Genomic DNA, 26996 nt, shown 5'->3' on the forward strand with positions numbered 1-26996 from the left:
TTTGATCGTTCAAAAGCCATGGCACCGGCTCGAGCCTCGGTCTCTCGCCTAACGAGACTTAAAGGGAGAGTAAGGCTTGCGCCAACTCTCCCTAATTCGCTTCGTTTGCTTTTTCATGGCTAACGATCAAACTCGAGCTCCACTCCTGCTCATAATCTGAACTGTTATTAAAACAAAATATTTTATTTATATTTTTTAACCGAATTGATAGGGATGCTCAAAAATTACAGAAAATTCTAACGTTTATCAAATTATATTATAGGAAAAGAACTGAGATCAAACTTCTAGCCTACTTTTGTTATGCTATCATCACTCACTTGGCTTATACATCACTAAACAGCAAAATCAAAGCAGAACGGATGCTCACTAGCACAAGATATTAAACAGTAATTTATTTTTTGCCAAGGAAGTTAGCTAGGATCTGGCGGCCTTCTGGGGTCATGATGGATTCGGGGTGGAATTGGACGCCGTAGATGGGATAGTCCTGGTGTTCTAGGGCCATGACTTCAGCCTGGTCAGTCTGGCCGGTGACCTTGAGGCAGCTTGGCAGGCTCTTGGTCTCAGCAATTAGGGAATGGTAACGGGCGACCGGGAAGCGTTCGGGGCAGCCTTGGAAGAGCCGGCTGTCGGTGTCGACTTCAATCTCTGACTGCTTACCGTGCATCATCCGGTCGGCATAGGTCACCACCCCGCCAAAAGCCTGGCAGATGGCTTGGTGGCCTAGGCAGACACCCAAGATTGGAATTTTGGACCCGAGCTGGCGAACTAGGTCGACAATAACTCCAGCATCTTCAGGGCGGCCGGGGCCGGGTGAGATAATGATGGCTTCAGGCGCCAAGGCTTCGATTTCTTCCAGGGTCAATTCGTCATTGCGGATGACCTGGATGTCTGGTTCCAATTCCCCCAACTCTTGGTAGAGGTTATAAGAGAAACTATCATAGTTATCAATCATTAAAATCATTAGTCCACCTCCTGGGCGAGTTCTAGGGCACTTAGGGATGCTTTGGCCTTGTTGAGGCACTCTTGGTATTCTTTTTCCGCTTGGGAATCGGCAACAATCCCTGCCCCACTGCGGACAAAGACCTTGCCGTTCTTGGCGTAGATCAGGCGGATGCCGATGCAGGTTTCCATATTACCAGTAAAGTCAATATAACCAATGGCGCCGCCGTAAACACCGCGCTTGCTTCCCTCCAATTCCGCAATCAACTGGCAGGCCCGGATCTTAGGCGCTCCCGACAGGGTCCCAGCTGGGAGGACAGAGGCAATAGCATCCAGGGCGTCGCAGTCCGACCGCAGCTGGCTGCCGACCACCGACCCAATATGCATGACGTGGGAGAAACGTTCAATGGCATGGAGTTTTTCTACTTCCACACTGCCGATCTCACTGACCCGACCCAGATCATTGCGGCCTAGGTCTACCAACATATTGTGCTCAGCCAATTCCTTGGCATCGGACAAGAGGTCCGCTTCCAGGGCCTGGTCTTCCTCCGCCGTCTTGCCCCGCGGCCGCGTTCCTGCTAGCGGGAAGGTGTGGAGCCGGCCTTCTTTTAGCTTGACCAGAGTTTCTGGCGACGCCCCCGCTAATTCCACATCCGTTCCCGAAAAATAGAACATATAAGGCGAAGGGTTGACCGTCCGCAAGAGTCGGTAGCTATTAAAGAGGCTGCCCGAGAAAGGCGCGGATAGATAGTTGGAGAGAACAATCTGGAAGATATCCCCCTCCCGGATATAATCCTTGGCCCGGTTGACGATATCACAGAAGGCTTCCTGGTCCAAGTAAGGGGTCACAGGCCCTTGGATCCGGCCTGGTTCTTCCTCGACCTTGTCACCGCTGCGCAGAAGGTCCTCCATCGCATTCAGCGCCTCCACCGCCTCCGCATAGTTAGCTTCCACCTGGTCCAACTTCAGATTAACGATCAGGATAATTTTTTGTTCCAGGTTGTCAAAGGCAATGACTCGGTCGAAGAGCATGAGATCCAGGTCCTTGAAGTCCTCGTGGTCAGCGACCGGCCGTCTGGCTGAAGGCTCCACATAGTTGAAGTAGTCATAGGCGAAGTAACCCACCAGCCCTCCGGTAAAAGTTGGCAAATTGTCCAAACGGGGACTCCGGTAGTCCGCCAGCAAGTCGCGGATATAAGCCGCTGGGTCTTCCGTCTCATAGACTCGGTCGCCGATTTCTAAACGGCCATCCTTGCAGGTCACTTCCAACTTGGGCTCATAGCCAAGGAAGCTGTACCGGCCCCAGGTCTCATTGGCCTGGGCCGATTCCAACATGTAACAGTGGGTCGAGGCCTTTTTCAGGATTCGCATGGCTTCAATGGGAGTGATAAAGTCCGATAGAATCTCACGCGCCAGGGGCACAATCGTATAGTCCGTATCTTGGGCGAAGGCTTGGACCTCCTCCAGGCTCAGGTTTAAGGGCATAATCTTTCCTCCAAATTCTTAAAAACCGCCTGCCAAGAAAAAAGTCCTTGACAGAAGTACACATCTGTCAAGGACGAATCGTTACACATAGTAAATAATCCGCGGTGCCACCTTGAATTTACGCTTGCGCGCACACTTGGCTAGGATACCAACATATCCCTGGTTTGTCACGCCAACCTCCACGTCGCAGGCTACTCGGCTAAGCCTTTCACTGCGCCCTCTGCGGTCCATTTGACAACCTGTTTCTGGCCCAGCTCTCATCTCCCTGGGCTCTCTGTGCAGGCATCGTTGCCGTTATCTCCGCTTCATCGGTTTAATTGCCACTAGTCTAGCACGCCGAATCTTACCTGTCAATAATAAAAATACAAAAACCGGCCCCAGATCAGGACCGGCCGGAAATTCATATCAGCAAAACATCATCACAGACCACATTCAGCAAGAGATGCAATGCTCATTGGCAGAGTTTCTCCCATTTCTCTAAGTATAGAAATTATACAATCCCCCTACAATAACAATCTGTATTGATACATTCTTTCTATTTCTTACAGCACTGCTCCCTTTGCATATTGATTTTGTGTACCTACAATCTCCCTTATGAGCAGAAGTGGAGCGTTGAAGTTGGTCCTTAGCCATGAAAAGCAAGCTTCAGGGTGCGAAGGTTAGCGGGAGAAATAGACCTCTGGAGCAAAGAGCCAGAGAAGACTGCAAGTCTTCGGCGGATCTTTGTGAAGAGGAGCTATTTCTGCTAGCCTGAACCCGACTAGATGTGAATTACGAAGAGTTGGCGCAAGCCTTACTCTCCGTTTAAGATTCGCTAGATGAAGGACCTTGGCCAGATCCGGTGCTGCTATAGCCGTTGGAGCGCCAGCGACTTACGGATATAGTACAAAACGGCGCCAGCCGTTCTTGACCCTCTGAAATTCAAGGACCAACTTCAACAGCGCAACGTATGCTCATTAGCACAGTTCATAGTCGGGTTCGTAAGAGCAGAAAGGGAGTGACTTCAGCAAAAGGAAACGACCGGCTAAAGCCGTTCTTATCCCTTTTGCCTCCAGTCATCCCTTTCTAAACGCTCTTACTCACACCCTGTCATACCACCAATATATAAATAAAGTGAGCAGCTGCGCCCGCCACTAAACCGCCGATCGTATGGCTGAAGAGGGCATAGCCCGTCATCTCCTGGGTATCCAGGGCATCCATCATGGCGATATGGGTCGACAGATAGCCCGACCAGCACATGCACATGGCGGTAAAGACAGCCAGGTCATTGCCGTTAGCCAGGCCCGATTCTACCAGCTTAGCAGCCAAGCCCACAGCCGCTCCCGCTGCGCCCAGTGCCGTGATTGGCACCGAAATAGCCTCAGGATTGGAGAAGCCAAAGATAGGGGTCAGGATGAAGGATAATTTTTCCCCGACCCAGGGTAAGAAAGGAACCCCCTGGCCGATCTCACCGGTATAAATGCCATCTGGGCCTGGGCCGTGGGTGAGTAACATCACCATGGTGCAGACCACGACCACGCCCGGAATAATGGCCATACCCATTTCCACCCCATTCTTACCCCCATCCAAGAGAGCGGAGAGGGCGCGCGATCCCACGCCACCTGCCCGGACCACCCGGGATCCTTCTGGCAGGTCTTCTTCGTGGTCAATCTCCACATAGTCTTCCGTTCCGTAAGCCTTCTTGGTGAAGTGGAGCATGAGGCGGACACTGACCACGCTGCCGACAACGGCTCCTAGGTTGCCAATCAGAGCGGCTGTCGCTGAGCCTTCGAGCGGGATCGCCAGGACCGTTGCCGTCACAATCAAGCCCATCCCAAATGACGTCCCGATATTCGTCAGGGCCGGCAATTGGTATTTTTTGAAATAACGTTTGAAGTTATCCTCCTTGGCCAAGGTTAGAACGGCTGGATTGTCTGACATATAACAGTTGAGCACGCCCAAGGAAGAAGCCCCTGGCATGTCATAGATGGGGCCAATTAAGCGCGACAAGAGTTTGTCGATTAAAGCTACGAAACCAAATTCTGAAAAGAGCGAGGACAGGGCACCCGTCACCACCGAAATGGCCATCAAGAAAAAGCAAGTATTCATGAGCAGGTCATAAGCCGTCGCCATAATCGTCGACAACATATTGACCACACCCATCCGCCAGCCAATCGCCCCAAATATTCCAAAGAAAACAAGCACAAAGAGAACCGGCTCTAGGCCGATCGCCTTTTTATATCGATAACGTTTCACCATTCCACTCCTTACCAGCTAAATCGTCACATAAAACTTTTCCCATTATAGCACAAAATTCTAGGCCTAGAGATAAGAAAAAGACGCCACAAGTATTGAGACGCCTCTCCTCTAAACTCTAACGACTAGTTCTTAAAGAAGGAAACCACCTTGGCCTTGTCCAAGGCGCGAGCCGTTTGGTAACCCAACTCAAAGTCAACCATACCATGGACAATCCCACCCAGGCCAACGAAGACAAAGAGGGGCGTAAAATACCCGGCTGCTAGAGTCCCTGCCCCCAGACCTGTCACCAAGTAGACAACGACCACCTCAGCTAAGGCATGGATAAAAGCCAACACGAAGGAGAAAGCTGTTCGTGTAGTCAATTTGTCTACCACACCGGGGTGCTTTTGGAAGTAGTAGGCCCCAAAAGTAGCGAAGAAGACGTGGCTGAGCCCGCGCAAGCCAATCACAAAGGGGAAACCTGCCAGGAAGAAGCCGATACCAGAAGCTAGGGCAACAAAGGCGGCTGGAGCGGGCCCCATGAAGATGGCCAAGACGATGGGCAGGTGGCTGGCCAGGGTATAGGAAGCCGGCCCGAGAACTACTTTGATGGGCATGACCATGGGGATAAGAATCGCCAAGGCAGTCAAGAGGGCCGTCAGGGTTAAGCGTTGAATGGACTGTTTATTTTGACTTAGAGACATGGAATCACCTTTCATTTAGTTCTTGTTCTTAACAAAATTGAGCTAGTGAGCATCCGTTCCGCTTTTGAAGTTGCTCCTTTAAATATGGTGGACCAAGAACGGCTTTCGCCGTTTTGTACTTTATCCGTAAGTCGCTGAAGCGTCAACGGCTAAAGCAGCACCGGCTCGAGCCAAGGTCTCTCGCCTAGCGAGCTTCAAAGGGCTAGTAACGGCTAACGCCGACTATCCCTAATTCACATCGCTTGCTTTTCATGGCTAAGGACCAACTTCAAAGCTCCACTCCTGCTCAAAATTAGGATTGCATCCCAACTACTATCGCTTAAATAATTCTATTAGTTATCACCACGTGTCCTACTTAAAGATCCCGGTACATGACATAGATATTACAGTAAGTCCCGTTCTTCAGCAGGAAGCCATTGGGGATAGTTCCAACAATTTGGAAACCGTTCTGGGTATAGACCTTGAGGGCCGCGTAGTTGATGGCGACCACAGCATTGTACTGCATCCCCTTAAAGCCCAGCGCCTTGGCTTCTTCCAAGGAAGCTGCCACCAAGCTAGAGAAGAGTCCCCGCCCGCGGAAGGCCTTATTCATACAGTAAGAAGCATTGGCTACATGCCCACAGCGGCCGATATTGTTGGGCTGGAGGGTGTAGAAACCAGCCACCCTGTCCCCTTCCTTCAAACAAGTCACCGCCGATTTATGGCTCAAATAATCCGCAAAGCCTGCTTCGCTATAAAGATCTGTCCCCGGAAAAGCCAGACCATCCTCAAGCACATCGTTCCAGATGGCCGTCATCTGCGCAATATCTTCGTCTTGATAGGCTAATACTTCCATTTTCTTACCTCTTTCTCATATTTTACTCATTTATTATAGAGGATAAGTTTCCCTTTGCCTAGGGGGATTTTGGACTTAGCCCATGACATTCAAAAAAAATCCAAGGCCTTTTTGATCGGTCCTTGGATTTTGATTCAAAATTTAACTTTTATTCAACGGAGCTCAGTGCTTCTAACATGTCCACCTGTTTTAGGCGGTGATTAATCACTAGGGCTAGAAGCAGACTGATCACAGCTACCAGCAGACTCGGTATGAGGAAAGGGCGAGCGGTGAGGGCCGGATTAAACATGACATCGGCTGGGGGCAACATATGGATGATATAGCGGTGGAGCCATTCGCCAATGCCGAAGCCAAAGAGAATGCCAAATAAGGTCAGGATAATGGTTTCACGGTAGATATAAAGAGTGACTTCCCTATCATAGAAGCCTAGCACCTTAATGGTCGATAATTCTCGCATCCGCTCTGACACATTGATGGTGGTTAGATTATAGAGAATCACCGCTGCTAGGATTCCAGCCACCAAGATGAGAACCTTCATAATCTTATCAAGGGAATTCACAATGGTTCGAATTTGATTTTGTAGGCTGGTATTCTGAACAACTCCCTTGACCCCATCGATCGCCATAAAATCGGCCGCATAGTTTTCCGTATTTTCTTGCCCCCTGTCCTTTAAGTTGACAAGCTGGGCATTACTTTGGAAGTCCTCGCCAAAAATATTGGCATAACCCGCTTGGTTGGTGAAGATAAAGTGGCCCATATACATTTCTGTAATAGCTGTTACCTTCATTTCATAAGACTTGTGCTTACTGTCTTCTAAGGTCAGCACATCACCTGGCCCGACGTCTAACAATTGGGCCAGACGTTCTGAAATAATGACGCCATCCTCTTCCAGGCTCAAATCTTGACCAGTTTTTCGGTTGATGAGCTGCACATAGCGATGGAAATGGGCAGGGTTTTCTGGAACGATCAAGTGGAGCGTTTGTTGGTCTTGGTCAGACCCTGCTGTCTTAGTCAATTGCTCATAGTGGATGCGGTCATGATTAGCTACCCCCTCCCCGGCTAGTAAGTCCGAAATCGCTCGCCGATCATCATCTGACACCTGATCTGCTTCAGCTACAATCATCTGATACTGGATCAAGTCATTAAACTGCCGGTCGTTAATCCCCCTGATAGAGTCTTGGACAGCTAGACCCGCGAAGAGACAGGCCACCGCCCCAGCTACCCCAAAAATCGTCATTAGCATTCGCTGCTTGTAGCGGAAGATATTGCGGGCTGTAATCTTTTGCATAAAGCCCAAACGATTCCAGATGCCAGGAAAATGCTCCAAGAAAATCTTGCTTCCAGCTTTGGGCGCCTTAGGCATGAGGAGCTGGGCAGGCTTTTCCTTTAATGCTCGCCAGGCTACGATATAGGCAGGTAAGACCGCACAGAGGAGGGCTAAGACTAGGGCCAGTAAAGAAATGGGCCAGTAAAAATGCAGTTGGATCCGAGGCAGGGTAAAACCCGTGCTATAGGCATTGTAAGCAATCAGCGGTAAGAGGCTATGCCCCAGAGCAATCCCTAGGACAGACCCTAAGAAGCTGGACAAGAAACCGTAGACGACAAACTTCTTCACAATATCTCGTCTGCCATAACCCAAGGCCTTGAAGGTCCCTGACTTGACCCGCTCTTCATCGACAAAACGTGTCATAGTGTTTAAAGTCAACAAGGCCGCCACAAAATAAAGGAAGATGGGGAAAATATTGGCCAGAGCGTCCACAATATGAGAAACCGATCCATAAATTCGATAACCCTCTCCCCCCGGTATCTCACGGCGGCTATTGACCGTATAGCTCGGCAGGTCCAATTGGTCTAAGCTCTCCTTAGCCTCTGCCAAGTCTTTAGTCTTTTGGTCGATCTCGGATTGAGCAGCTTGGAGGCGGTCTTCTCCCGCTTTCAAGGCCTTTTCTTGGTCGGCTCCAATAGCTAGGTTTGCTCTACGGGCCCGGTCTAAGTCTTGCTTGGCCTGGTCTAAGCGCTGACTTTCCTGGTCTAGCTTCTTTTGCGCTGCCTTGATGCTTTGCTCAGAGGCTTCTAGCTTCCCATAGCCTTGGTCTTGGATCTCCGCTAGACGCTCCTCGGGCCGGTCTGCCAAGGCCTCCGCCACCTGGTCCTTGTGCCTTTGCACTTTGTCAGTATAGGCTTGGCTATATGGATCTAAACCTTCTAAATCTTCAAAACTCATCCGGGCTAACATATAAAGCTCAGAGTCAAAAGCATCTTCGGCTAAGAGTCCATACCCCTTGAGCGCACCTGTTCCAGCCGTGGAAGGGCCACGGTTAATGTCAGAAAGAATCTCACTGGAATAAACGAAGCCCGTCAAGATATAACTGTCCCCCTTGAGCACTTTCTGCCCAAGCGGATTCTTAGCTTCATCAATTTGAATCCGGTCTCCGATTCGGTAATCTCCACGGTACGAGCCATCCAGGGCAATTTCATCCGCTTTTTCAGGTAAGCGACCTTCCAGAACTTCCGCCTGAGACAAGCTATCCGTCTTTGAAAAAAGCCGTAAACTCTCCTTATCCCCTTTGAGCGTGACATCCTTCAAATAGCCTGCTTCGACTTCTTGAAGACCATCCACTGCTTGCAAATGATCCAAGTCCTCTTGGTTGAGACCCAAGGAGCCGATCACTGTCAAATCCGCAGCATTCAAGCTTTCAAAATATTCCCTTCCCGTCTGCCGCATATCAGGACCCGTCACTTTCAAACCAACTAAAGCAAAGGAGCCAATTAACATCAACATAAAAATTGAGATAAAACGGGCTTTGGACTGACGGATAGACCGCCAGATTTCCTTCCATAATGTGCGCATCCTTTCACCCCCTACCATTCAATCGTCGCAATATCTGCAGGGCTATCATTTAGCTCAACCGTCTCAACCTTGGCATCCCGCATCCGGATCACCCGGTCGGCCATCGGAGCTAGGGCTGCATTGTGGGTGACAATCACGACCGTCGTCCCCTCGTTTCGACACTTATCTTGGAGAATTTGGAGGACCTGCTTGCCTGTTTGATAGTCCAAGGCTCCCGTTGGTTCGTCACAGAGCAGAAGTTTGGGCCGCTTGGCAATCGCTCGGGCAATCGACACCCGCTGCTGCTCCCCACCTGAAAGCTGGGAGGGAAAGTTTCCCATCCGCTCATCCAAAGCAACTGACTGAAGGACCTCAACTGGATCTAAAGCATCACTGACAATTTCAGTAGCTAATTCCACATTCTCTAAAGCCGTCAGATTAGGCACTAAATTATAGAATTGGAAGACAAAGCCAACCGCCTCTCGCCGGTATTGGGTCAAGGCCCTGGGACTATAATTTGAAATGTCCTGACCATCGATCAGGACCTGGCCCTCGTCATTGCTGTCCATACCAGCCAAGATATTTAAGACAGTTGACTTACCCGCACCTGATGCCCCTAGAATAATAGCTAGTTCTCCCTTTTCAACTTGAAAGGATACCTGGTCATTAGCCACAATACGGTGATCACCCATCTCGTAAAACTTGGAACTCTTTATCATTTCAATATAAGCCAATCTTGCTTCCTCCTTAATATAAACAACGTGTTGATTTAACTACCTAGCCAGTATAAAATGAAGGCAAGTAGAAAACAATCATCAATATCAACAATCTGTTGATTTAAGTAAAGAAAGGATACCTAGCCATGAAAAGACAGACCGCAAGTAAAGATAAAATCAAAGCAGCCTTTATCGACTTAATCCATGACGTTGGCTTCAACAGCCTCACTGTTAGCGATCTTGCCCGTCGTTCCGACATCAACCGTGGCACCTTCTACCTTCACTATGTGGACAAGTACGACCTGATGACCCAGCTTGAAGAAGAAATTATGGACGAACTTGAGACGATTTTCTTTAAAGAAGAATATAAGCAAGCCCAGGAAATAGACGCACTCAGCCTCATCCCCTATGCTGCCATCCTGGAAGCCCTCCAATATGTTGAAAGTCAGTTCACCCTCATCCAAGCCCTGGCTAGCCCCCAAGGTGATCCCCATTTTATGAGTAAAGTTAAGGATATCCTCAGCCGCTTATTGACCGCCAAATTGGAGGCGAGTAAGCACCTGAACTTTCCTCCCAAAGACCTCCCCCTCCCCTATGCCAAGGAGGTCCTCCTATCCAGTGTAGTCAGTATCATCAGGCTCTGGATCCAGCGCGGGGGCCAGGAAAGCCCCGAAGATATCGCCCAATTCATTGACCAAGCCAAACGCCTGCCACCTTATCAGCTGATCACTAGCTAAGTTCAATAAGCAGAGAAAACCTTTTCATTTTGACCAGTATTGTCTCGCGGAAGATGCTATACTTGTCATTAAGTAAAGAAATAAAGGAGTTGTTAGAGATGACGAGAAACAACCAAGACAAGGTCGCACTAATTACCGGAGGCGGTTCGGGACTAGGGCGCGACATTGCGGAAGCCTTCTGCCAGGCCCACTACCAGGTGGTCATTACCGGACGAACGGAAGAAACTTTAGCCGCCACAGTTGAAGACTTTAGTAAAGGCTATGAAGCCAAGATCCATTACTTTGTTGCCGATGGGGGCGATGAGGACCGGGTTCAAGAAGTGGTCTCAAATATCGCTGACAAGCTGGGACGGATTGATGTCCTGATCAACAATGCCCAAGCTGTCAACACCGGCATCGCCCTGGAAGACCAGACCCTTGACGACTTCCGCCTGGCCATCAATTCAGGGCTCTACGGGACTTTCAATTATATGAAGGCCTGCTTCCCCTATCTAAAGGAAAGTAAGGGGAGCATCATCAACATGGGGTCCGGTGCAGGCATCACGGGCATGGCCGGCTTCGCCTCCTATGCCGCAACTAAAGAAGCCATCCGCGGACTCACCCGGGTTGCCGCAACCGAGTGGAGCCAGTACGGCATCAATACCAACGCCATCTGCCCCGCTGTCCTCACCCCAGCCTTCGACGAATGGTCGAAAGAACACCCCGAAGAATACCAAGCCGTCCTCGCCAGCGTCCCCGCTCGAAAATTCCCCGACGGCATCACCCACGTCGGCGGCACCGCCCTCTACCTCGCCAGCCCCGCCGGCAAAATGCTCACCGGCCGCACCCTAGATATCGACGGCGGCCAAAACCAAAGACCGTAAAGGAAGGGTGAGAGCAAGAGCGTTTAGCTTTGGATGCTTGGAGTAAGTTGGAATAAGGGCAAGCCAGGCTTGCACGTTTCCAACTTGCGAAAGCACTCCAAAGCTGCTCTTGCGAACCCAACTAGGAAGGGGGTGAGCAGAGGCACTCAGCCCTAACCCCCAATCAAAGCTACCGAGTGTGGATTGACAAGCCCCAACACACAGTCAAAAGCACCAAGTGTGGGTTACCGATACCCAGCCCCCAATCAAAAGCTCCGAATGTGGGTTGACAGCGTTCAGCACCCAAACGAAGCCGCTGAGTGTGGCTTGCCGACTCCCACCCCCCAATCAAAGCCACTAAATGTGGGTTGACAGCCCACCCCAACTACACAGGCTGTGCGCAAAAACGACACAGCTCAGCAAAAAAATCTACAAACAAAAAGGCTGGAAAATTAACTCCAGCCTTTTTGACTATCAAAAGCTCCCCAATAATAAAGAGGAGCTCGATATAAAATATTTGGTAAGCCATAAGCATACAATTTAGCAATTAAACAAGATTCACTTGCCATAGTCTTGTGATCAGGGATTGCCCTCTGAAATTCAAGGACCAAATTCAACAGCGGAACGGATGCTCACCAGAACCATCCACTTTTTTCACTACTTATAAAACAAAAACAGAGGTAAATTCGGACTTTTTAATAAAACTAGAATTATAATATTTATTTGCTATTAATATCGTGAGCAGGAGTGGAGCTTGAAAGTGATCGTTAACCGTGCCCCAGCAAGCGAAGCGAATTACGGAGCGTAGGCGCCAGCCGTACGAACCGTTTGAGTCTCGCTAGGTGAGGGACCTTGGCCCGAACCGGTGCTATGCTTTAGCCGTTGGAGCTTTAGCGACTTACGGATAAAGTACAAGACGGCTTTAGCCGTGTTGATCCGCTAAACATTTAACGATTACTTTCAAGACGGAACGTATGCTCACTAACACCAGTCATTTTTAAAAAACCTATTCCCCAAAGAACCGGTAAGCAATCTCATGACCTTGGTCAATCTTCGCCCACTGCTGGTCTTCCGTTAACTCATTCCCGCAGTCGCAAGAAGCAAAGCCACACTGGTGGGAGAGGTAAAGCTTGTCTTTGGGAATATATTTCGTTGCTTCTTCTAAGAGGCGGATGGCACGGTCGGCATCGTCCAAGCCTGCTGTCTTCGAGGATAGGGCTCCGACAACTACCTCAACATCGGGGCGGTCTTCGAAAGCCTTGAGGGCAGAGAGAGAGCCAGCGCGTTCGTCATCCCATTCCAGGTAGAAGCGGTCATAGTGTTGGCGGGCTAAGAAATACTTGGCAACTTCGGTATAAGCCCCGTCAGTGAAGGCCCGGGAAGCATAGTTACCGCGGCAGTTGTGGCCGTAGACTCTGAGCCCCAGTTCATGGGCATAGTCCGCTACCGCATTGTTCAATTCGATCAATTGACCCGCTAATTCTTCCTTGGAGTAGTTTGACCCATCGAAGTTTAAGGATTCCAAGCGAATTTCATCGTCATCGCCCACAAAGCTGGACCAGACGCAGTCGTCGATCTGAAGGATAGTCGCTCCCGCTTCCGCATATTCTTTGACGAATTCCTTGTAGGCTTGGGCCAGGTCATGGCGGAATTCAGCCAGGTCAGAATAGAACTTCCCTTCCCCAATTTCACCGAGGGCCAATAATTCAAAGTAGAGGTGGCCAGGTGCGAAGATGGTGTGTTTAACCGCCACATCCTCTGGCGCAAGTTCCTTGACCAGCTTGAAGTGGTCCACGAAAGGATGGTTCTTGCCCGATAATTTACCGGTCACATGGAGGCCGATGTCACGACGGGTCTCATAGTCCTTCTTGTTGCCCGCTTCATCTTCTTCATAGAAGTGGTAGCCGGAATCATTGATATAGCGGACAATCCCCGCCAAGCCCCAGGCGAAGTCCAAATGCCAGAGCGAGCGTTGGAATTCCCCGTCAGAGATTTCCGTCAAGCCATGGGCCACTTGTTTAGCCACGATGTCCTTGACCGCTGCTTCTTCCGCCTCCTTGTAACCTGGCAGGTCATTGTAGAAGGGATAAGTAATGTCGTCACGTTTTTCAATTTCATTTTTATATTTCAGGAGTTCTTTTGGCCGTAAGAGGGATCCTACCGTTAAGAATCGTTTGGAAAAAGTTGTCATATCAATCACTCGCTTTCTTGACTCTTACTATACGCGATGGGCGGAAAATTTTGAAATATCTATTTACAAGAGCTAGGTATAGCAGTAGACTATAGCCAATACTTTTCCTTAAAGGAGGCCACCATGCGCTTAGAAGACTTTAAATATTTTCAAACGGTTGCTAGCGAACTCTCCCTCAGCCAGGCAGCCAACAAACTCTACATCTCCCAGCCCTCCCTGTCCAATGCCATGACCAAACTGGAAAAAGAGCTGGACGTCACCCTCTTCACCCGGAGCTCGCGCGGCATCTCCCTGACCACGGACGGCGAAGAATTCCTCCAATATGCCAACCAGATCCTCGAACAGATGCACCTGGTGGAACGCCGCTACTTCGACAAGGAACCCCCAGCCCTGCCGATCTTCTCCATCGTCTGCCACCACTATGCCTTCGTCGTCGAAGCCTTCTCCCGCCTGCTCAAACGTCACCAGGACAAGGCCTTCCAAGCCTCGGTTAAAGAACTCCGAACCTATGAGGTGATCGAAGAAGTCTACCAATTGCGGAGCGAACTGGGCGTCATCTACCGCAGCCACTACAACCGGCAGATCATCGACCGGGTCCTCTCCGACAAGCACCTCAGCTTCACCCCCCTGGTCACAGCCAAACCCCATATCTTCACCTACAAGGGCCACCCCCTAGCCGACAAAGACCGCCTGACCTTCGACGACCTGGCCCCCTACCCCCGGCTCAACTTCGACCAGGGCAAGCACAACTCCTTCTACTTCTGGGAAGAAGTCCACGCAGACCAAGAAGTCAAACAATCCATCGTCGTCAGCGACCGGGCCACCATCTTCAACCTCATGATCGGCCTCAACGGCTACACCATCTCCTCAGGCATCATCAACGCCAACCTCAACGGCGAAGACATCATCGCCATTCCCCTCGACTCCAACGAAGAGATCGAAATCGGCTACCTCACCAACGACACCCACACCCTAAACCCCATCGCCAACGAATTCATCATCATCCTAGAAAACTGCCTAAAAGAAGGCATCGAAAAACAAAGGGTGTGAGCAAGAGCGGGTAGACTTGAATGATTGGAGGCACATCAAAAAAGGCTGACGCCAGTCAGACGTTTTGATGAGCTGAAATCACTTCAAGTCTGCTCTTGCGAGCCCGACTAGGGTGTGAGACTTGGCGCTTAGGCTTGGATGATTGGAGCAATTAAGAATAAGAGTGAAGCATTCGCGCGTTTCTTAATTGTGAAATCACTCCAAGCCTGTCAAGTCGAACCCGACTACAAAGGGTGTGAGGGCTGGCTTCTCAACCCACAATCAAACACCAGGAGTGTGGGTTAGCAGTAAGCAATCCTCAACTAAACATCGGGAGTGTGGATTGAAGACGACTAACCCACAATCAGATCTCGGCAGTGTGGATTGATCGCGACCAAGCTTCAAACAAACGTCGGGAGTGTGGGTTAAACACAAGCAACCCACACTCACAAGGTCTGAATGTGGATAACTAAACTGAGTCCAAGTAAAATACGGCAAAATCCATGATAAAAACATAAAATAAGGATGAACAAGCTAGCGAGAGCCTCGCTAGCTTGTTTTCATTATGGGAAGAGAGAAGACAGCTTGCCTAGCAGGGGCGACTTGCTAATGCTGGCCCTGTTCACAACTTGGTGCGATTCGACTTGCTAATTGGAGCTTCGTTTGAAAGTTGGCGCAACGCTACTTGCTAAGCAGAGCCTCATTTGAAAGTTGGCGCGACCCTACTTGCTAAGCAGCGTTCCGTTTGCGAGTTGACACAGCCCTACCTGCTAACGGAGGCCTCCTTTGAAAGTGCGCCACCGCCTAGTCACAAACTAGGCCGCCATTTGAAAGTTCGCCCCCTTCTACAAGTAGACGCCACAAAAAGAGATCACGAGATCAAAAGTAACCGCGAGACAACAACGAGAAAACCAGCAGAGCCACTCTTCTGCTGGTTTTTTCCATAGATTTAATTAGAATCCTTCAAGCTAGGCTTCCTCATCCAGGACCGCAATGACTTCGGCTGGGAAGGCGACGGCGTCCTTGATATGAGGGGCATTGATCATAATCACACCGCCCACTGCAGGGACTTGGTCCAAGTTGGCCATGACTTCGACTTGAAACTTGTTTTCATTGAGCCAGAAGCGCTGGGCGACCAGGTCACCGGCAGCGGCGGCTTCAGGGCCGGCATCAGTATTCAAAGTTTCGTGCCCAATGGCGGTGACTTGCCGGTCGCGGCTCAAGTATTCCAAAGCTGCCACAGACCAGCCCGGCGTCACTTCGACTCCCTCCGCATCGGTATTGGTGAAGGCTTCCTGGGAATAAATCCGCTTGTACCAGCCAGAAGAGAAGGCAACAAAGGCCCCGGCCGGAATATCGCCATAGCGGTCTTCGAAGGCCTTGATATCGTCCACTGTCACCGCATAACCTGGCTCGGCTGCGACCTTATCTTCCAGGTGGAGGACATAGAGGGGCAGGTAGCGCTCCTTCTGAGGAATGTCCGCCATGATCCGGCCGCCCGCCATGAAGTGGGCCGGCGCGTCAATGTGGGTCCCGTGGGAAGTTCCCAGGGTGTATTCCCGGTTGTCTGACCCCGTCTCCTCCAAGGTCGTCAGCACCCGCTCTTCTAAGGGGTTGAAGGCCTGGTAGATGGCCATGTCTTCGGTCACTTCATGGGTCAGGTTGACCCATTTTTTTGCTTTTAAGGCTGCGAGTAGTTCATGTGTTGTCATTAATTTTTCTCCTCCTTATCACGATCAGGCATGACAAAATAAGAGCGGAAGCCCCGCGATTTGTAATAGGCCTCTGCCCCACTATGGTAAAGAAAAGTCTGACCATAGCGGTTATCTCCAAAAAAGGCGCCGCCTAATTCACGCACGGGTTCTGTCGTCTTCAGCCAAGAAGAAGTCTTTAAGTCAAAGGGTTTTAGAAATTGCAAGGTCATATACATATCGATTGGCATCAAGCAGGTCCCCATGTCCTGGCACATCTCCTCGACACTCGTCTCAGGTGGAAACTTCTTCCGCCCCAAGCGTGCCTCCCGGTCATAACAGACACTCCGCCGGCCTTCCGGACTCTCCGGACTCATATCCGCAAAAAAGGCCCGCCTAAAAGGTTCGCAGGCGATCAAATCCGGTTCACCGCCCGTCTCTTCCATAGCAAGGAGGCTCTCTACAAGGTCTTCCCTGCCCTCTAAACAAGCCAGCACATCCTCCCAAGTCCAATCCGGATGGCGGTCGAGATGCCCCTCAAAGCGTTCCGCCACTGACTTCAAACGCTCATTCAAATCCATAAGCAACTCTCCTTTCTCTATTATTAAGCCTAGAATAACATGTTTTAGCCCCAAAACTTAGCCAGGCGACCTGACCCACAAAAAAGCGCACCAAGATGATCTTGATGCGCTCTAATTTGTCTTTGATCAGCAAATTTAGCCGCTAAAATCGAGTCTCACTTAATTCTTCAACCGATTAAGCTTTTTTCTTCTTAGTAGAGAAAGCCACAAGCCCTAGTCCAAGCATCAGGGTCAGTACGGCAGGGTGGAAGCGGCTGGCGCTATCCTCTGACCCAGTCGCTGGCAATTGAGTCAATGGCGTATAGGCCTCGGCTTGTCCAACTGCTGGATCTGCTGCTGTCAGGACTGTCACTTGGTCTGCGTTGAGCTTGACTGCTTCGGGCTTGGTGTTTTGACGTGTTTCTTCGGATGAAGGAACTTTCTCTACAGAACTTGGATCTTTGTGACCTGGTTTGGGATTTTCAGGAATGGAATGATCCTTGTCCTTCAGTTTGTCATGGTCAGCAGTTTCTGGATCCTTGGACGGTAATTTATCCTTATCTGAGTTTTGAGGATCTTTGCCATCGTTTTGAGGATCTTTATGACCTGATTCTGGCTCTTTCGGATCTTTAGACTGGTCCTTATTGCCTTGTGGATTTTGAGGATCCTTAGACTGTTACTTGCCACCCTGTGGATTTTGAGGGTCCTTAGACTGGTCCTTGTCGCCTTGTGGATTTTGAGGGTCCTTAGACTGATCTTTACCGCCTTGTGGATCTTGCGGATCTTTCGATTGGTCCTTGTCGCCTTGTGGATCTTTCGGTCCTTCCGGCTGCTTGTTGCCATCTTCTGGATCTTTTGGCCCTTGAGGATCTAGCTTGCCGCCATTCGAATCAGAAGTTGGGTTTTCCGTCTTGCCGCAGCCGACTTCAACTATCATCTTGCGTCCTTCTTGCTTGACGATAGTCTTACCGTCGCGGGTTTCCGTGATCCGTTTTTCACCAGGGTCGACCACCTTGACTTGGCCAGGCTTGAGGTCTTTGTTGTAAACCACTTCAATACCTGGGCAGTCCTTGATGATTTCCACTGGGACTTCTTTGATCACTTCGACCGGAACTTCCTTAATAACCTCAACGGGAACTTCCTTAACCACTTCAACGACTTTTTCGACTGGGACTTCCTTGACGATTTCCACAATCTTCTCAACTGGTACCTCCTTGATCAATTGCTTGATGCCGACGCGGATGATCCGCTTTTGTGGTTCGCGGAGGACTTCCTGGTTGATTTTCTTGTCTTGGAGAACGCCGTTAATAATGGCTTGAGTCACGGTCTCTTTGACTTGGCCTGGCTGACCGGCTTGGACTTCTTCGACCTTGCCTGAATCGAGCTGGTCGTCGTAAATCACTTCCGTCGCAAAAGGCGTCTCAAGGAAGCTTTCATGGCTGAATTGACCCTCATAGCCCTTGGTCCCTACCTTAACGATATGCTTGGCTGGGGTCACCACTGGCACTTCTTCCGTCACGACCTTGCCATCGACTACCTTGTTGACAATTTGGGTCGTCACATGGCCCGGAACGACTTGGACATTTTCTACCTTGCCCTTGTCCAGACTTGGATCATATTCAAAGATGGTTTCGACAGGGACATCCTTGTGACTTTCATGGCTGTTGCCTGCCACTGGTTTGGTCCCTACTTCAATGATATGGGCTTTCGGTTGGACTGGCTTGGTAATGGCTTTAGCTAATTCACCATCGGCCTGACCATTCTTAATGGCTTGGGTGTAGGTCACATCATAGGAACCTGGCTGACCTTGTTGGATGAGCTTGGTCTCACCAGCCTTAAGATTTGGATTCTCACGGACTTCAACCTTGTATGGCACTTCGAAGCGTTCCGTGTGCTTCACTTGACCGGTAAAGTCTTGCTTGCCGACCTTAATGACTTGGGCAACAGGTTCTTTCGTAACTTTGGACACGGGTTCGCCAACAATTTGAGAATTTTCAATGGAGACAGTCGTTTCCTTGGTCCCTGGTTGACCTGGCGTCACCACTCGGTACTCACCCTTAGTTAAAGTAGGATCGACTTCAACCTTCACATCAAATGGAATTTCTTCTGTAGACGTATGGCTGCCATCAGTCTTAGCACCGATGCGGACGATCCGATTTTCAGGAGCGATCACTTCTCGAGTCTCACCGAAGACCTTGTCTGCCAGTGTGCCATTGACGTATTTCTGGCTGACATCACGTTCGATTAAACCGACTTTACCTTCTCGTTCAACCACTTCTTCGCCAGCTTTCAGGCTTGGGTCAAGTTTATATTCGGTCTTAAATGGTGCCAAGCTTTGTTCGGTATGTTTGAATTCACCGCTGTAGTCCTTGGTGCCCACCACAATGACTTGTTTGGCTGGGGTCAGCACTTCTTCGGTTGTGGTTTCGATTTGGCCAGTCTGAGGGTTAAAGACGTTCTTAATCTTAGTTTCAAGCTTGCCAGGAGTGTAGGCTCCTTTCTCAACGACGCCCTTGTCCTTGGTATTGTCGTAAACGTATTCAATCTCAGCAGGAACTTCCTTGACTCTCGTTTCAGCATTTTCCGGTGCCTTGGTACCGACCTTGATGATATGGGTCTTCGGTTCGGTGCGGGCAATTTCTTCCGCCTTCAGCTGACCATCAGCTGCCCCATTCTTAATGGCTTGGCTATACTTGGTAGTCTTAGATCCATTTTCACCCTTTTGAACTTCTTGAATTTCGAAGAGTGGGAGATTTGGATCTTCTTGGATTTCCACCTTGAATGGGAGGGTTTCCGTGACATTATGGGACACTTCGCCCGTGAAGTCTTGGTCGCCCACCTTGATGACTTGGGTAACAGGTTCTTTAATGACCTTGCTAGAAGCTGTGCCCACCACTTGAGAGTTTTCGATCTTCACAGTGGTTTCCTTAGTCCCTGGTTCACCTGGTGTGACCACTTGGTAGTCACCCTTAGGCAAGCTTGGATCAACTTCAACCTTGACCGCAAATGGGATTTCTTCTGTAGAAGTGTGAGTGCCGTCAGTCATTGAACCAATGCGGACAATTCGGTCTTGCGGTGTCATCACTTCTTCGGTCGGACCATAAGTCTTCTCACCAAGCTTGCCATTGACGAAGTCTTGCGTAACTTGACGTTGAATTAGGCCAAATTGACCTTCTTGATCCACGACTTCTTGTCCATGCTTAAGCGTCGGATCCAACTTGTAGATAGTTCGATATGGGGCAATACTTTGTTCGGTATGTTTGAATTCGCCCGTATAGTCCTTGGTCCCGACGATGATTTGTTGTTTGGCTGGAGTCACGATATTTTCAACCGTGTTGACCACTTGGCCGTCGACTACCTTGGAAACCACCTTGCTTTCCGTCTTGCCAGGAGTGACCTGACCGGCTTCAACAAAGCCCTTGTCCTTGGTATTATCATAGACAAATTCAACTTCAACTGGAACATTTTGTTGGATTGGGGTTTCGGTGCCAGATACTGGCTGGGTGCCGACTTCGATAACTCGGTTAACTGGGGCCACGCGGTTGGCTTCGGTCTTCACTAAGTCCCCTGCCGCTTGGCCATTCTTGATGGCTTGACTGTATGTCACGTCAACGGAACCTGGCTTACCTGCTTCAAGGACCTTGGTTTCTCCGGCTTTGACGTTCGGATTGTAGCGGATTTCCACCGTATTCGGTACCGGAACGGTTTCGGTATGGGAAACTTGGCCGGTGAAGTCCTTGTTGCCGACCTTGATTAAAGCGTTGGACGCAGGCGTTTCTTGGGTCACCTTGCCTTGGCCGACCACAGAGTTGGTAATTGGCCATTCGGTTGTCCGGGAACCGACTGCACCTGGAGTCACGATTTCATACTTGCCGGCTTGGATAGCTGGGTCGTATTCTACCGTGTAGCTAAATGGCAGTTCTTCGGTGTAAGTATGGATACCTTCTGTCTTCGCCCCCACCTTGATCTTGCGGTTGACTGGCGCCTTGGTTTGAACCGGATCAGAAACCACTTTTTCACCAGGAAGGCCATTGGTAATAGTTTGGCTTACCGTGGTAGTCGTTTCGCCTAACTGGCCTTTTTGAACTTCAACCACTGCATTTGGAGCCAGACTTGGGTCCACTTCAACTTCGGTTTCAAAAGGCAGGACATTGGTGTATTCGTGGCTGAATTCGCCGTTATAGCCTTGGGTCCCCACAATAATCTTCTTATTGACAGGCGCCTTGGTTTCAGTTGTAGTCGTGGTGCCTGGAGTGACCGTGCCATCTGCAGCAGTCACTGGGGTGGTCTTGCTTTCTTCACCTGGGACCCCTGTATTTGGCACAACTTCGACCGTACCAGCTGGCTTCGTCGCGTCGTATTCGATTTCCACGTCGAATGGTTTTTGGCTGGTGGTCGTCACAGTGGTAGAGCCAGTTAAAGGCTTGGTGCCGACACGAATAATGTGTTCTTGAGGGGCGCTTTCCGCTTTGACAGTTGAAGTCAGGGCGCCATCCGTTGCCCCATTCTTGATGGCTTGTGTATAAGTCGTGGTCTTAGACCCTGGAACCCCTTCTTGGTCCACATGGTAGGTGCCCTTGTCTAGGGTTGGGTCTTCAACGACCTTGACTGGGAATGGCACTTTTTCAGTGACATCGTGGCTAACTTCGCCGGTAAAGTCTTGGTCACCCACTAAAACAACCGCATTGCTTGCTTGTTCATTGATAGTAGGTTCAGAAGTAGCAGTTACTTGGGAGTTTTCGATGGTCAGGGTCTTGGTCTGACTGCCTGGCTTACCAGGATTTGCGACCTTGTATTCGCCCTTCTTAAGTGATGGGTCAGTCTTCACTTCCACTTGGAATGGAATTGGCTCGGTCACTTGGTAGCTACCGTTAGACTTAGCCCCAATGCGAACAACACGTTTGACCGGATCTTTGCTTTGGACACTTTGTCCTGGTGTCGAAGCCGTCACCTGACCATTCTGGATGGTGTGGGTAGTTGTGGTGGTCTTCTCACCTAGAGCTCCTGGGTTTTCAACCACTTCTTTACCGGGTTCAAGGGTATTGTCGACAATGTATTCCGTTTCAAATGGAATCGGATCCTTGTCCACCGTTTCAAAGCTGCCCGTGTAGTCTTTTTGTCCCACCTTGATCAGCGCATTGACTGGGGCTACCGTTTCAACGACCGGTTCGCCCACGACCTTGGAGTTCTCGATGGTCCAGGTCTTCTTGTTAGAACCCGCTTGTCCTGGGATCACGACCTTGTAGTTTTCGGTCGCATCAGGATAGTTCTTATAGAAATTCGGATCGAATTCCACCGTGTACTTGAATGGGATTTCATCGGTATCGACAACCGTGCCGGTAGTCTTGGTGCCAACTTTGACTTTCTTAGGTTGAGCTGGTGTTGTGGTGGCCTTAGTGATATTAACCGCACCTGTTTGTGGGTCTCTGGTCGTCTTCACAGTCACTACGCCGTCTTGGCCTTCCTCAACCACAACCGGTTCAGCAGTTGGTTCCATATTTGGATCTACTTCGATTTCAACAGGTCGAGGGATCGCCACAGTTTCTTCAACCGGTTTAACCCCAACCTTGACTAAACGGTCTTGCTTTTCTTCGACGGTTTCGGTCCGTTTGCGGAAAAGTTGGTCGCCTGCTGTAAATTGGCCAGTGGCAGGGTCAACCAGACCTTTTTGCCCGTTGATGACGTCCTGTTCGAAGATGGTCCGTTCCTTGCCAGCCTTACCTGGAGTCACCACTTGGATGGTTCCTGCAGGCAGAGTTTCATCATATTCTTCTTTAGTTTCATAAGGAATCAATTTGTCATCGGTATCGGTAACGGTTGTCTTGTATTTCGGACGGGCGATAAATTGGGCTTTGACTTCTTCTGTAATAGGTTCATTTGTAACTTCATCTGTTCCATAATTAGCTCTGACGTTAACATATAGGTTTTCGCCACCTATAATCTCAACATCTTCCGGTACCATCGCAGTTACTACCCCTGACGTTGAATCGATTTGAACATTTGACCAGACATTCCCAGCACTATCTACATATTGCCCTGGCTGGAGTGTTTGGATATTGCCTTGCTTATCTTTATATTGCCCGGCTGGCAATGGAATGCCTTGTTCATCTTTATAAACTGGCTGAGCCAATTCAAAGGATAGCGGTCGGCGTTTTTTATCATTTTTAGGTATTTCAGGTTTGTTCTTTAAGACATCTCCCTGATAACCTACCTCCGCATGGTATTCCGGCCGGTTATTATCCGAATCTTGAACGACAAAATGGAACCAGTGGAGGTCTGTTGAACCATTAGTATAAGTATAGGTAATTGGAATAGCAATGAACTCTCCAGCCTTGGCTCCTTTTGGCGCTTTAACTGTAAATTGAGAGATATCATTGGGATTGGTCGTAATCTCCCAACCTTCAGCTTCTGCTTTTTTGATGAAATCTGGATCAATGACACCATCAGCGAAGCCTTGTTCGTCCGCCTTTATCATCTCCTTACCAGTTTTGCGATTAGGCTCGGTATCTGGATTAATATTCTGATCATCTATCACCATGATTTTGGCTTCGCCAGGTTTAATTTCGGTGAGCTTATCGTCCTTATGTTCAAGTTTCTTATCGAACTTTTGCTCGTAATATCTTGTATCATCAAGGTTGATCGTGATATGACCTAGGTCGTTGTAATTGTCATAACGGGCGATACCTTGCTTGTCGATTTCGACATCCTTGCCGTTATGCTTAATGGTTTGAATGCCTGCACCGGTTTTGACGTACTTATATGGTGAATAATCCCAGCCTTCCGCAACGGCTTGTTTATAGTCCTCTATCGTTTCAACGCCAGTTTCTCTCATATTGTTCAGATTGACAACTTCTTGGAATTCTTCAGTAGTTCTTGGACGGGCGAAGAAACGAGCTTGTAAACTTTGGATGCCTTTAAATTTATTGGTATTGAAGATGGAATTAGGATCTTCCAGAGCACCCTTAGGCATAGCGAAGATGATCTGACCTAACTGGATATCATTACCTAGTTTGCTCTGAAGTTCTTGGATGTTAGTTGGGGTAACAATAAAAGCATTGGCTTCTTTCACAACGGAGCCATCCGGATGGTAGACTTGACCGACTACCCGGTCATAGTCTGCTGGGTCTAAGTTATCAATCCGAGCACCGGTTTTGACATAGCCTTCCTTAACTGCCACTCGCTTAACATTGGTGTCACCTGCTACCTTGATAAGAGATAGGTTGGCATTTTCATTTGGATAAGGGTTGACACCAAAAGTGACTGCAAAGTTTCTCCCTTCTAACAATTTATCATAAGGATTATCAGTCGTATATTTATCTCTAAAAGAGATTGTTGTTTCCTTATTGGCATGATTATTAATATGCTGTAAATCTGTTTCATTTAATTGAGAATTTAGGCTAGTCTGTTGCTTGTCCTTTACCAAAACTACCTTTGTGCTCGGTTTGAAATCAACAGCTTTATTGCCAATTGTCGTAAGTGAATTTATATTTTCATACTCAACAAGACGAGGATTCTTTTTAGTTCCAGCCTCTACAGGTGGGTTTCTTACACTATCCGTTATAGAAAGATGGTTATAGGTTCGTTGGGAATCATTGCGATCGATAGAGATATCAATTCCATAAGTTCTCTGGTCTGTATCCTTGTCTGCATTAGGGTTAATAACGACATGACTAACCCCTTCCGTCTTAGCGCTTGATGCCGCAGAGAAGTGTGAGATCCCATTATTGGCCAATTCAGATTGTCGGTAGCCCTTACCCTCACTAATATTCTTCTCATTGGTAGAATAATTGATATTATCTGGATTAGTGGTACTGGCAGGTACAATCGGTGTATTCACTGTATCCGCTGGTAGGCCAGAAGTAGATGTCGGCACGCTACCTTCTGTCCCGCCTTCTCCTGGCATAGCATAGTTGACCGCTGCACCTTCTGCAGCATAAGGGACTGCCACAGCTTCAACGGGTTGGTTTGGGCTAACTTCTAAAGCTATATTAGCTGTTTCACTTGCGGGTTGGCTACTATCAGCTTTATGAGTTTCACTTGCATCCTCGACAAGGGTTAAAACTTTTGGTCCAGCTTGGCTCCCTTCGTTCACCGGAGCCAGTAGGGGGCTGGTGAGTTCAATTGGTTGTCCTTCAGCGGCTTGGACGCTTTGGACTTGGCCAGCTAAAAAAGCTGCGATCGCAACACTCCCTACACCGAGCGTCGTTTTGCGAATCGCATAACGATAATTCTTCTCCATACATATCCTCCTAGCTTACTAATTTGTCCCAGAAAATGTTCATACCATCATTTTTAGAACAAAATTTCCACTAAAGTGTTTTTTATTTTTAAAAAAATCTAAATTATAAATTAATTAACTCAATATAATGTATCTTAGCATTTCCTTGTCAGACTAGCAATTTCTAAGCTTTTATTGTACAAAAATAAATTTATTAGCCAATAAAAAGCTTGATTTTATCAGATTTATGTGTATTTTACCTTTTCTCATTAAATACAAAATAAAAACTTTTTCTTTCCAACCTTTAATCTCTGTCAAATTTTGAGATGGAAATCCCCTTGATCTTCTCTTAGGCATTAATGTCATCAAAGATTAAACGGTAGCGGTAGATCTTAGAGCTGACAATTAGCCAGTGGCCGTCGATCTTCTCAAAGCGGTCGTCATAGTAGCCATAGCCATCGAAGGCGGCAAAACCATTGAAGAGGACGCGGTCTTCGAAGGGGAAATAAGCCCGGGCTGTCCGGTCCGATTCGATGGAGACTTCTGGGATGTGGCCCATGTGTGCGCTCTGGACGCCCTCTCCCATGATCTTCCGGGCATTGCGGCTAACTTCTGCTAAGGAGCGCGAGGGCTCGGTCTTGGCAGGAAGCAAGGGGTGCTGGCCCTTGACGGGGTCCCAGGTGGAGAGGGAGGTGTCGAAGGTCACATGGTCGGCCATGACTGTCTCCAGGAGGTCGAAATCTTTAGAGTCGATGGCCCGCCAATAGCGCGCCTTGCACTGCTTGATGGCCTCAATGGCAGCTAATTCTTCTAGGATATCCATATCTTACGCCTACTTTCCTTTTTGCTTGGCCTTATTTTATAACGCGCAACCCAAATTTGGGGACAAAATTTCCGATCAAAGACTGGCAGTTTTTCCGATCAGGGGCTGGCTGAGCAGAAGATTAGCCCTCACCAATGAGAGCGCGTATAATGGCTAAGGTAATAGTTTGTAGCTTGCAACTACAAAGGAGGAAGATAAAGATGGTAAAAGATTACCGCGTCTTATTATTTTATAAATATGAACATATTGAAGATCCTGACTCTTTCGCTAAAGACCACTTAGCCTTCTGTAAGGGCATCGGACTGCGTGGCCGGGTTCTCGTCGGTGAGGAAGGCATTAACGGAACGGTTTCTGGGACGATTGACCAGACCGACCAGTACATGGCTTATGTCCACAGCCTGCCTGGTTTTGAAGATGTCTGGTTCAAGATCGATGAGGCGGATGACTATGCCCACAAGAAGATGTTCGTCCGTCCCCGCAAGGAAATTGTTTCCCTGGACTTGGACGAGGACCTGGACCCGCTGGAAACCACGGGCGACTACCTCAAACCCAAGGACTTCCGCCAGGCCCTCTTAGATGAAGATACCGTCGTCCTCGATACCCGGAACGACTATGAATACGACCTAGGCCACTTCCAAGGCGCTATCCGGCCAGACATCCACTCCTTCCGCGAACTCCCTCAGTGGGTGATCGACAACAAGGAAGAATTTATGGATAAGAAGGTCGTCGTTTATTGCACTGGCGGCATCCGCTGTGAAAAATTCTCCGGCTGGCTGGTCCGCGAAGGCATCGGGGAAAAAGTTGGCCAATTGGAAGGCGGCATCGACACCTATGGCAAGGACCCTGAGACCCAGGGCGATCTCTGGGAAGGCAAGATGTATGTCTTCGACGAACGCATCTCGGTGCCAATCAATCACGTGAAACCGACCGTCATCGGCCGCGACCACTTCGACGGCGAACCCTGCGACCGCTATGTCAACTGTGCCAATCCCGAATGCAACAAGCAAATCTTCGCTTCTGAAGCTAATGAAGATAAGTACCTGCGCGGCTGTTCCCCTGAATGCCGCCGCCACCCCCGCAACCGCTATGTGGCTGAACACGACCTCAGCAAGGCCCAGTGGGAAGAGCGCTTGAACGCGATTGGTGAAAGCTTGCAGGTATCGGAAAAAGTATAAAAGT

At 49.1% G+C, this 26996-nt stretch carries 17 protein-coding genes; 4 read left to right on the top strand and 13 right to left on the bottom strand.

From position 1 onward, the window contains the following. Positions 1–391: 391 nt before the first annotated feature. The 7 genes from AWM72_RS02340 to AWM72_RS02370 form a co-directional block, all read right to left on the bottom strand. Complete coding sequence (locus AWM72_RS02340) at positions 392–961, bottom strand: anthranilate synthase component II (protein ID WP_067972593.1); 570 nt, start codon at positions 959–961, stop codon at positions 392–394. Beyond that, positions 961–2424 carry an anthranilate synthase component I family protein gene (locus tag AWM72_RS02345; RefSeq protein WP_067972596.1) on the bottom strand — a complete coding sequence of 488 codons (1464 nt, stop codon included), beginning with the start codon at positions 2422–2424 and terminating at the stop codon, positions 961–963. The genes AWM72_RS02340 and AWM72_RS02345 overlap by 1 nt, the downstream gene beginning before the upstream one ends. 1089 nt (positions 2425–3513) lie before the next feature. After that, positions 3514–4662 carry a CD0519/CD1768 family membrane protein gene (locus AWM72_RS02350; RefSeq protein WP_067972600.1) on the bottom strand — a complete coding sequence of 383 codons (1149 nt, stop codon included), beginning with the start codon at positions 4660–4662 and terminating at the stop codon, positions 3514–3516. Positions 4663–4784: 122 nt separating this feature from the next. Further along, complete coding sequence (locus tag AWM72_RS02355; RefSeq protein WP_067976510.1) at positions 4785–5345, bottom strand: hypothetical protein; 561 nt, start codon at positions 5343–5345, stop codon at positions 4785–4787. 355 nt (positions 5346–5700) lie between these two features. Continuing rightward, positions 5701–6180, bottom strand: a complete 480-nt coding sequence (locus AWM72_RS02360) for a GNAT family N-acetyltransferase (RefSeq protein WP_067972604.1) — start codon at positions 6178–6180, stop codon at positions 5701–5703. 148 nt (positions 6181–6328) lie between these two features. Continuing rightward, complete coding sequence (locus tag AWM72_RS02365) at positions 6329–9031, bottom strand: FtsX-like permease family protein (protein WP_230080831.1); 2703 nt, start codon at positions 9029–9031, stop codon at positions 6329–6331. 11 nt (positions 9032–9042) lie between these two features. Next, positions 9043–9744, bottom strand: a complete 702-nt coding sequence (locus AWM72_RS02370; protein WP_067972609.1) for an ABC transporter ATP-binding protein — start codon at positions 9742–9744, stop codon at positions 9043–9045. A gap of 128 nt (positions 9745–9872) precedes the next feature. Here AWM72_RS02370 and AWM72_RS02375 point away from each other — a divergent pair, with 128 nt between their 5' ends. Further along, positions 9873–10463, top strand: coding sequence for a TetR/AcrR family transcriptional regulator (locus AWM72_RS02375; RefSeq protein ID WP_067972612.1), 591 nt, complete (start codon positions 9873–9875; stop codon positions 10461–10463). A gap of 98 nt (positions 10464–10561) precedes the next feature. Then, complete coding sequence (locus tag AWM72_RS02380) at positions 10562–11326, top strand: SDR family NAD(P)-dependent oxidoreductase (protein ID WP_067972615.1); 765 nt, start codon at positions 10562–10564, stop codon at positions 11324–11326. A gap of 985 nt (positions 11327–12311) precedes the next feature. Here the strand turns inward: AWM72_RS02380 and AWM72_RS02385 are convergent. After that, positions 12312–13496 carry a uroporphyrinogen decarboxylase/cobalamine-independent methonine synthase family protein gene (locus tag AWM72_RS02385; RefSeq protein ID WP_067976513.1) on the bottom strand — a complete coding sequence of 395 codons (1185 nt, stop codon included), beginning with the start codon at positions 13494–13496 and terminating at the stop codon, positions 12312–12314. Between the two features lie 123 nt (positions 13497–13619). Between AWM72_RS02385 and AWM72_RS02390 the strand changes: the two genes are divergently transcribed. After that, on the top strand, positions 13620–14546 hold the full coding sequence (locus AWM72_RS02390) for a LysR family transcriptional regulator (RefSeq protein WP_067972620.1): 927 nt from the start codon (positions 13620–13622) through the stop codon (positions 14544–14546). A 947-nt stretch (positions 14547–15493) separates the two neighbouring features. On the opposite strand, the gene AWM72_RS02395 is transcribed toward AWM72_RS02390, so the two are convergent. The 5 genes from AWM72_RS02395 to AWM72_RS02410 all read right to left on the bottom strand — a co-directional run bounded on the left by AWM72_RS02395 (position 15494) and on the right by AWM72_RS02410 (position 25817). Further along, complete coding sequence (locus AWM72_RS02395; RefSeq protein WP_067972622.1) at positions 15494–16237, bottom strand: cyclase family protein; 744 nt, start codon at positions 16235–16237, stop codon at positions 15494–15496. Then, complete coding sequence (locus AWM72_RS02400; RefSeq protein WP_067972624.1) at positions 16237–16797, bottom strand: DUF4256 domain-containing protein; 561 nt, start codon at positions 16795–16797, stop codon at positions 16237–16239. Before AWM72_RS02400 ends, AWM72_RS02395 begins: the two co-directional genes overlap by 1 nt. Before the next feature lie 175 nt (positions 16798–16972). Then, on the bottom strand, positions 16973–17149 hold the full coding sequence (locus tag AWM72_RS09360) for a hypothetical protein (protein WP_158444725.1): 177 nt from the start codon (positions 17147–17149) through the stop codon (positions 16973–16975). A gap of 303 nt (positions 17150–17452) precedes the next feature. Next, positions 17453–25015 carry a G5 domain-containing protein gene (locus AWM72_RS02405; RefSeq protein WP_067972627.1) on the bottom strand — a complete coding sequence of 2521 codons (7563 nt, stop codon included), beginning with the start codon at positions 25013–25015 and terminating at the stop codon, positions 17453–17455. A gap of 328 nt (positions 25016–25343) precedes the next feature. Further along, entirely contained in the window at positions 25344–25817 is a 474-nt protein-coding gene (locus AWM72_RS02410) for a nuclear transport factor 2 family protein (protein WP_067972630.1), read from the bottom strand. 200 nt (positions 25818–26017) lie between these two features. On the opposite strand from AWM72_RS02410, the gene trhO reads away from it, so the two are divergent. Further along, a complete protein-coding gene (gene trhO / locus AWM72_RS02415; protein ID WP_067972632.1) occupies positions 26018–26992 on the top strand; it encodes an oxygen-dependent tRNA uridine(34) hydroxylase TrhO in 975 nt (324 codons plus the stop codon). Positions 26993–26996: the final 4 nt, after the last annotated feature.

This window comes from Aerococcus sanguinicola, assembly GCF_001543145.1.
Taxonomy (GTDB): domain Bacteria; phylum Bacillota; class Bacilli; order Lactobacillales; family Aerococcaceae; genus Aerococcus; species Aerococcus sanguinicola.

Excerpts from the sequence above, each read along its gene's own strand:
- AWM72_RS02350 (WP_067972600.1), bottom strand. The coding sequence starts at position 4,662 with ATGGTGAAACGTTATCGATATAAAAAGGCGATCGGCCTAGAGCCGGTT.
- trhO (WP_067972632.1), top strand. The coding sequence starts at position 26,018 with ATGGTAAAAGATTACCGCGTCTTATTATTTTATAAATATGAACATATT.
- AWM72_RS02395 (WP_067972622.1), bottom strand. The coding sequence starts at position 16,237 with ATGACAACACATGAACTACTCGCAGCCTTAAAAGCAAAAAAATGGGTC.
- AWM72_RS02375 (WP_067972612.1), top strand. The coding sequence starts at position 9,873 with ATGAAAAGACAGACCGCAAGTAAAGATAAAATCAAAGCAGCCTTTATC.
- AWM72_RS02355 (WP_067976510.1), bottom strand. The coding sequence starts at position 5,345 with ATGTCTCTAAGTCAAAATAAACAGTCCATTCAACGCTTAACCCTGACG.
- AWM72_RS02345 (WP_067972596.1), bottom strand. The coding sequence starts at position 2,424 with ATGCCCTTAAACCTGAGCCTGGAGGAGGTCCAAGCCTTCGCCCAAGAT.
- AWM72_RS02380 (WP_067972615.1), top strand. The coding sequence starts at position 10,562 with ATGACGAGAAACAACCAAGACAAGGTCGCACTAATTACCGGAGGCGGT.
- AWM72_RS02360 (WP_067972604.1), bottom strand. The coding sequence starts at position 6,180 with ATGGAAGTATTAGCCTATCAAGACGAAGATATTGCGCAGATGACGGCC.
- AWM72_RS02405 (WP_067972627.1), bottom strand. The coding sequence starts at position 25,015 with ATGGAGAAGAATTATCGTTATGCGATTCGCAAAACGACGCTCGGTGTA.
- AWM72_RS02340 (WP_067972593.1), bottom strand. The coding sequence starts at position 961 with ATGATTTTAATGATTGATAACTATGATAGTTTCTCTTATAACCTCTAC.
- AWM72_RS02365 (WP_230080831.1), bottom strand. The coding sequence starts at position 9,031 with ATGCGCACATTATGGAAGGAAATCTGGCGGTCTATCCGTCAGTCCAAA.
- AWM72_RS02385 (WP_067976513.1), bottom strand. The coding sequence starts at position 13,496 with ATGACAACTTTTTCCAAACGATTCTTAACGGTAGGATCCCTCTTACGG.
- AWM72_RS02400 (WP_067972624.1), bottom strand. The coding sequence starts at position 16,797 with ATGGATTTGAATGAGCGTTTGAAGTCAGTGGCGGAACGCTTTGAGGGG.
- AWM72_RS02410 (WP_067972630.1), bottom strand. The coding sequence starts at position 25,817 with ATGGATATCCTAGAAGAATTAGCTGCCATTGAGGCCATCAAGCAGTGC.
- AWM72_RS02390 (WP_067972620.1), top strand. The coding sequence starts at position 13,620 with ATGCGCTTAGAAGACTTTAAATATTTTCAAACGGTTGCTAGCGAACTC.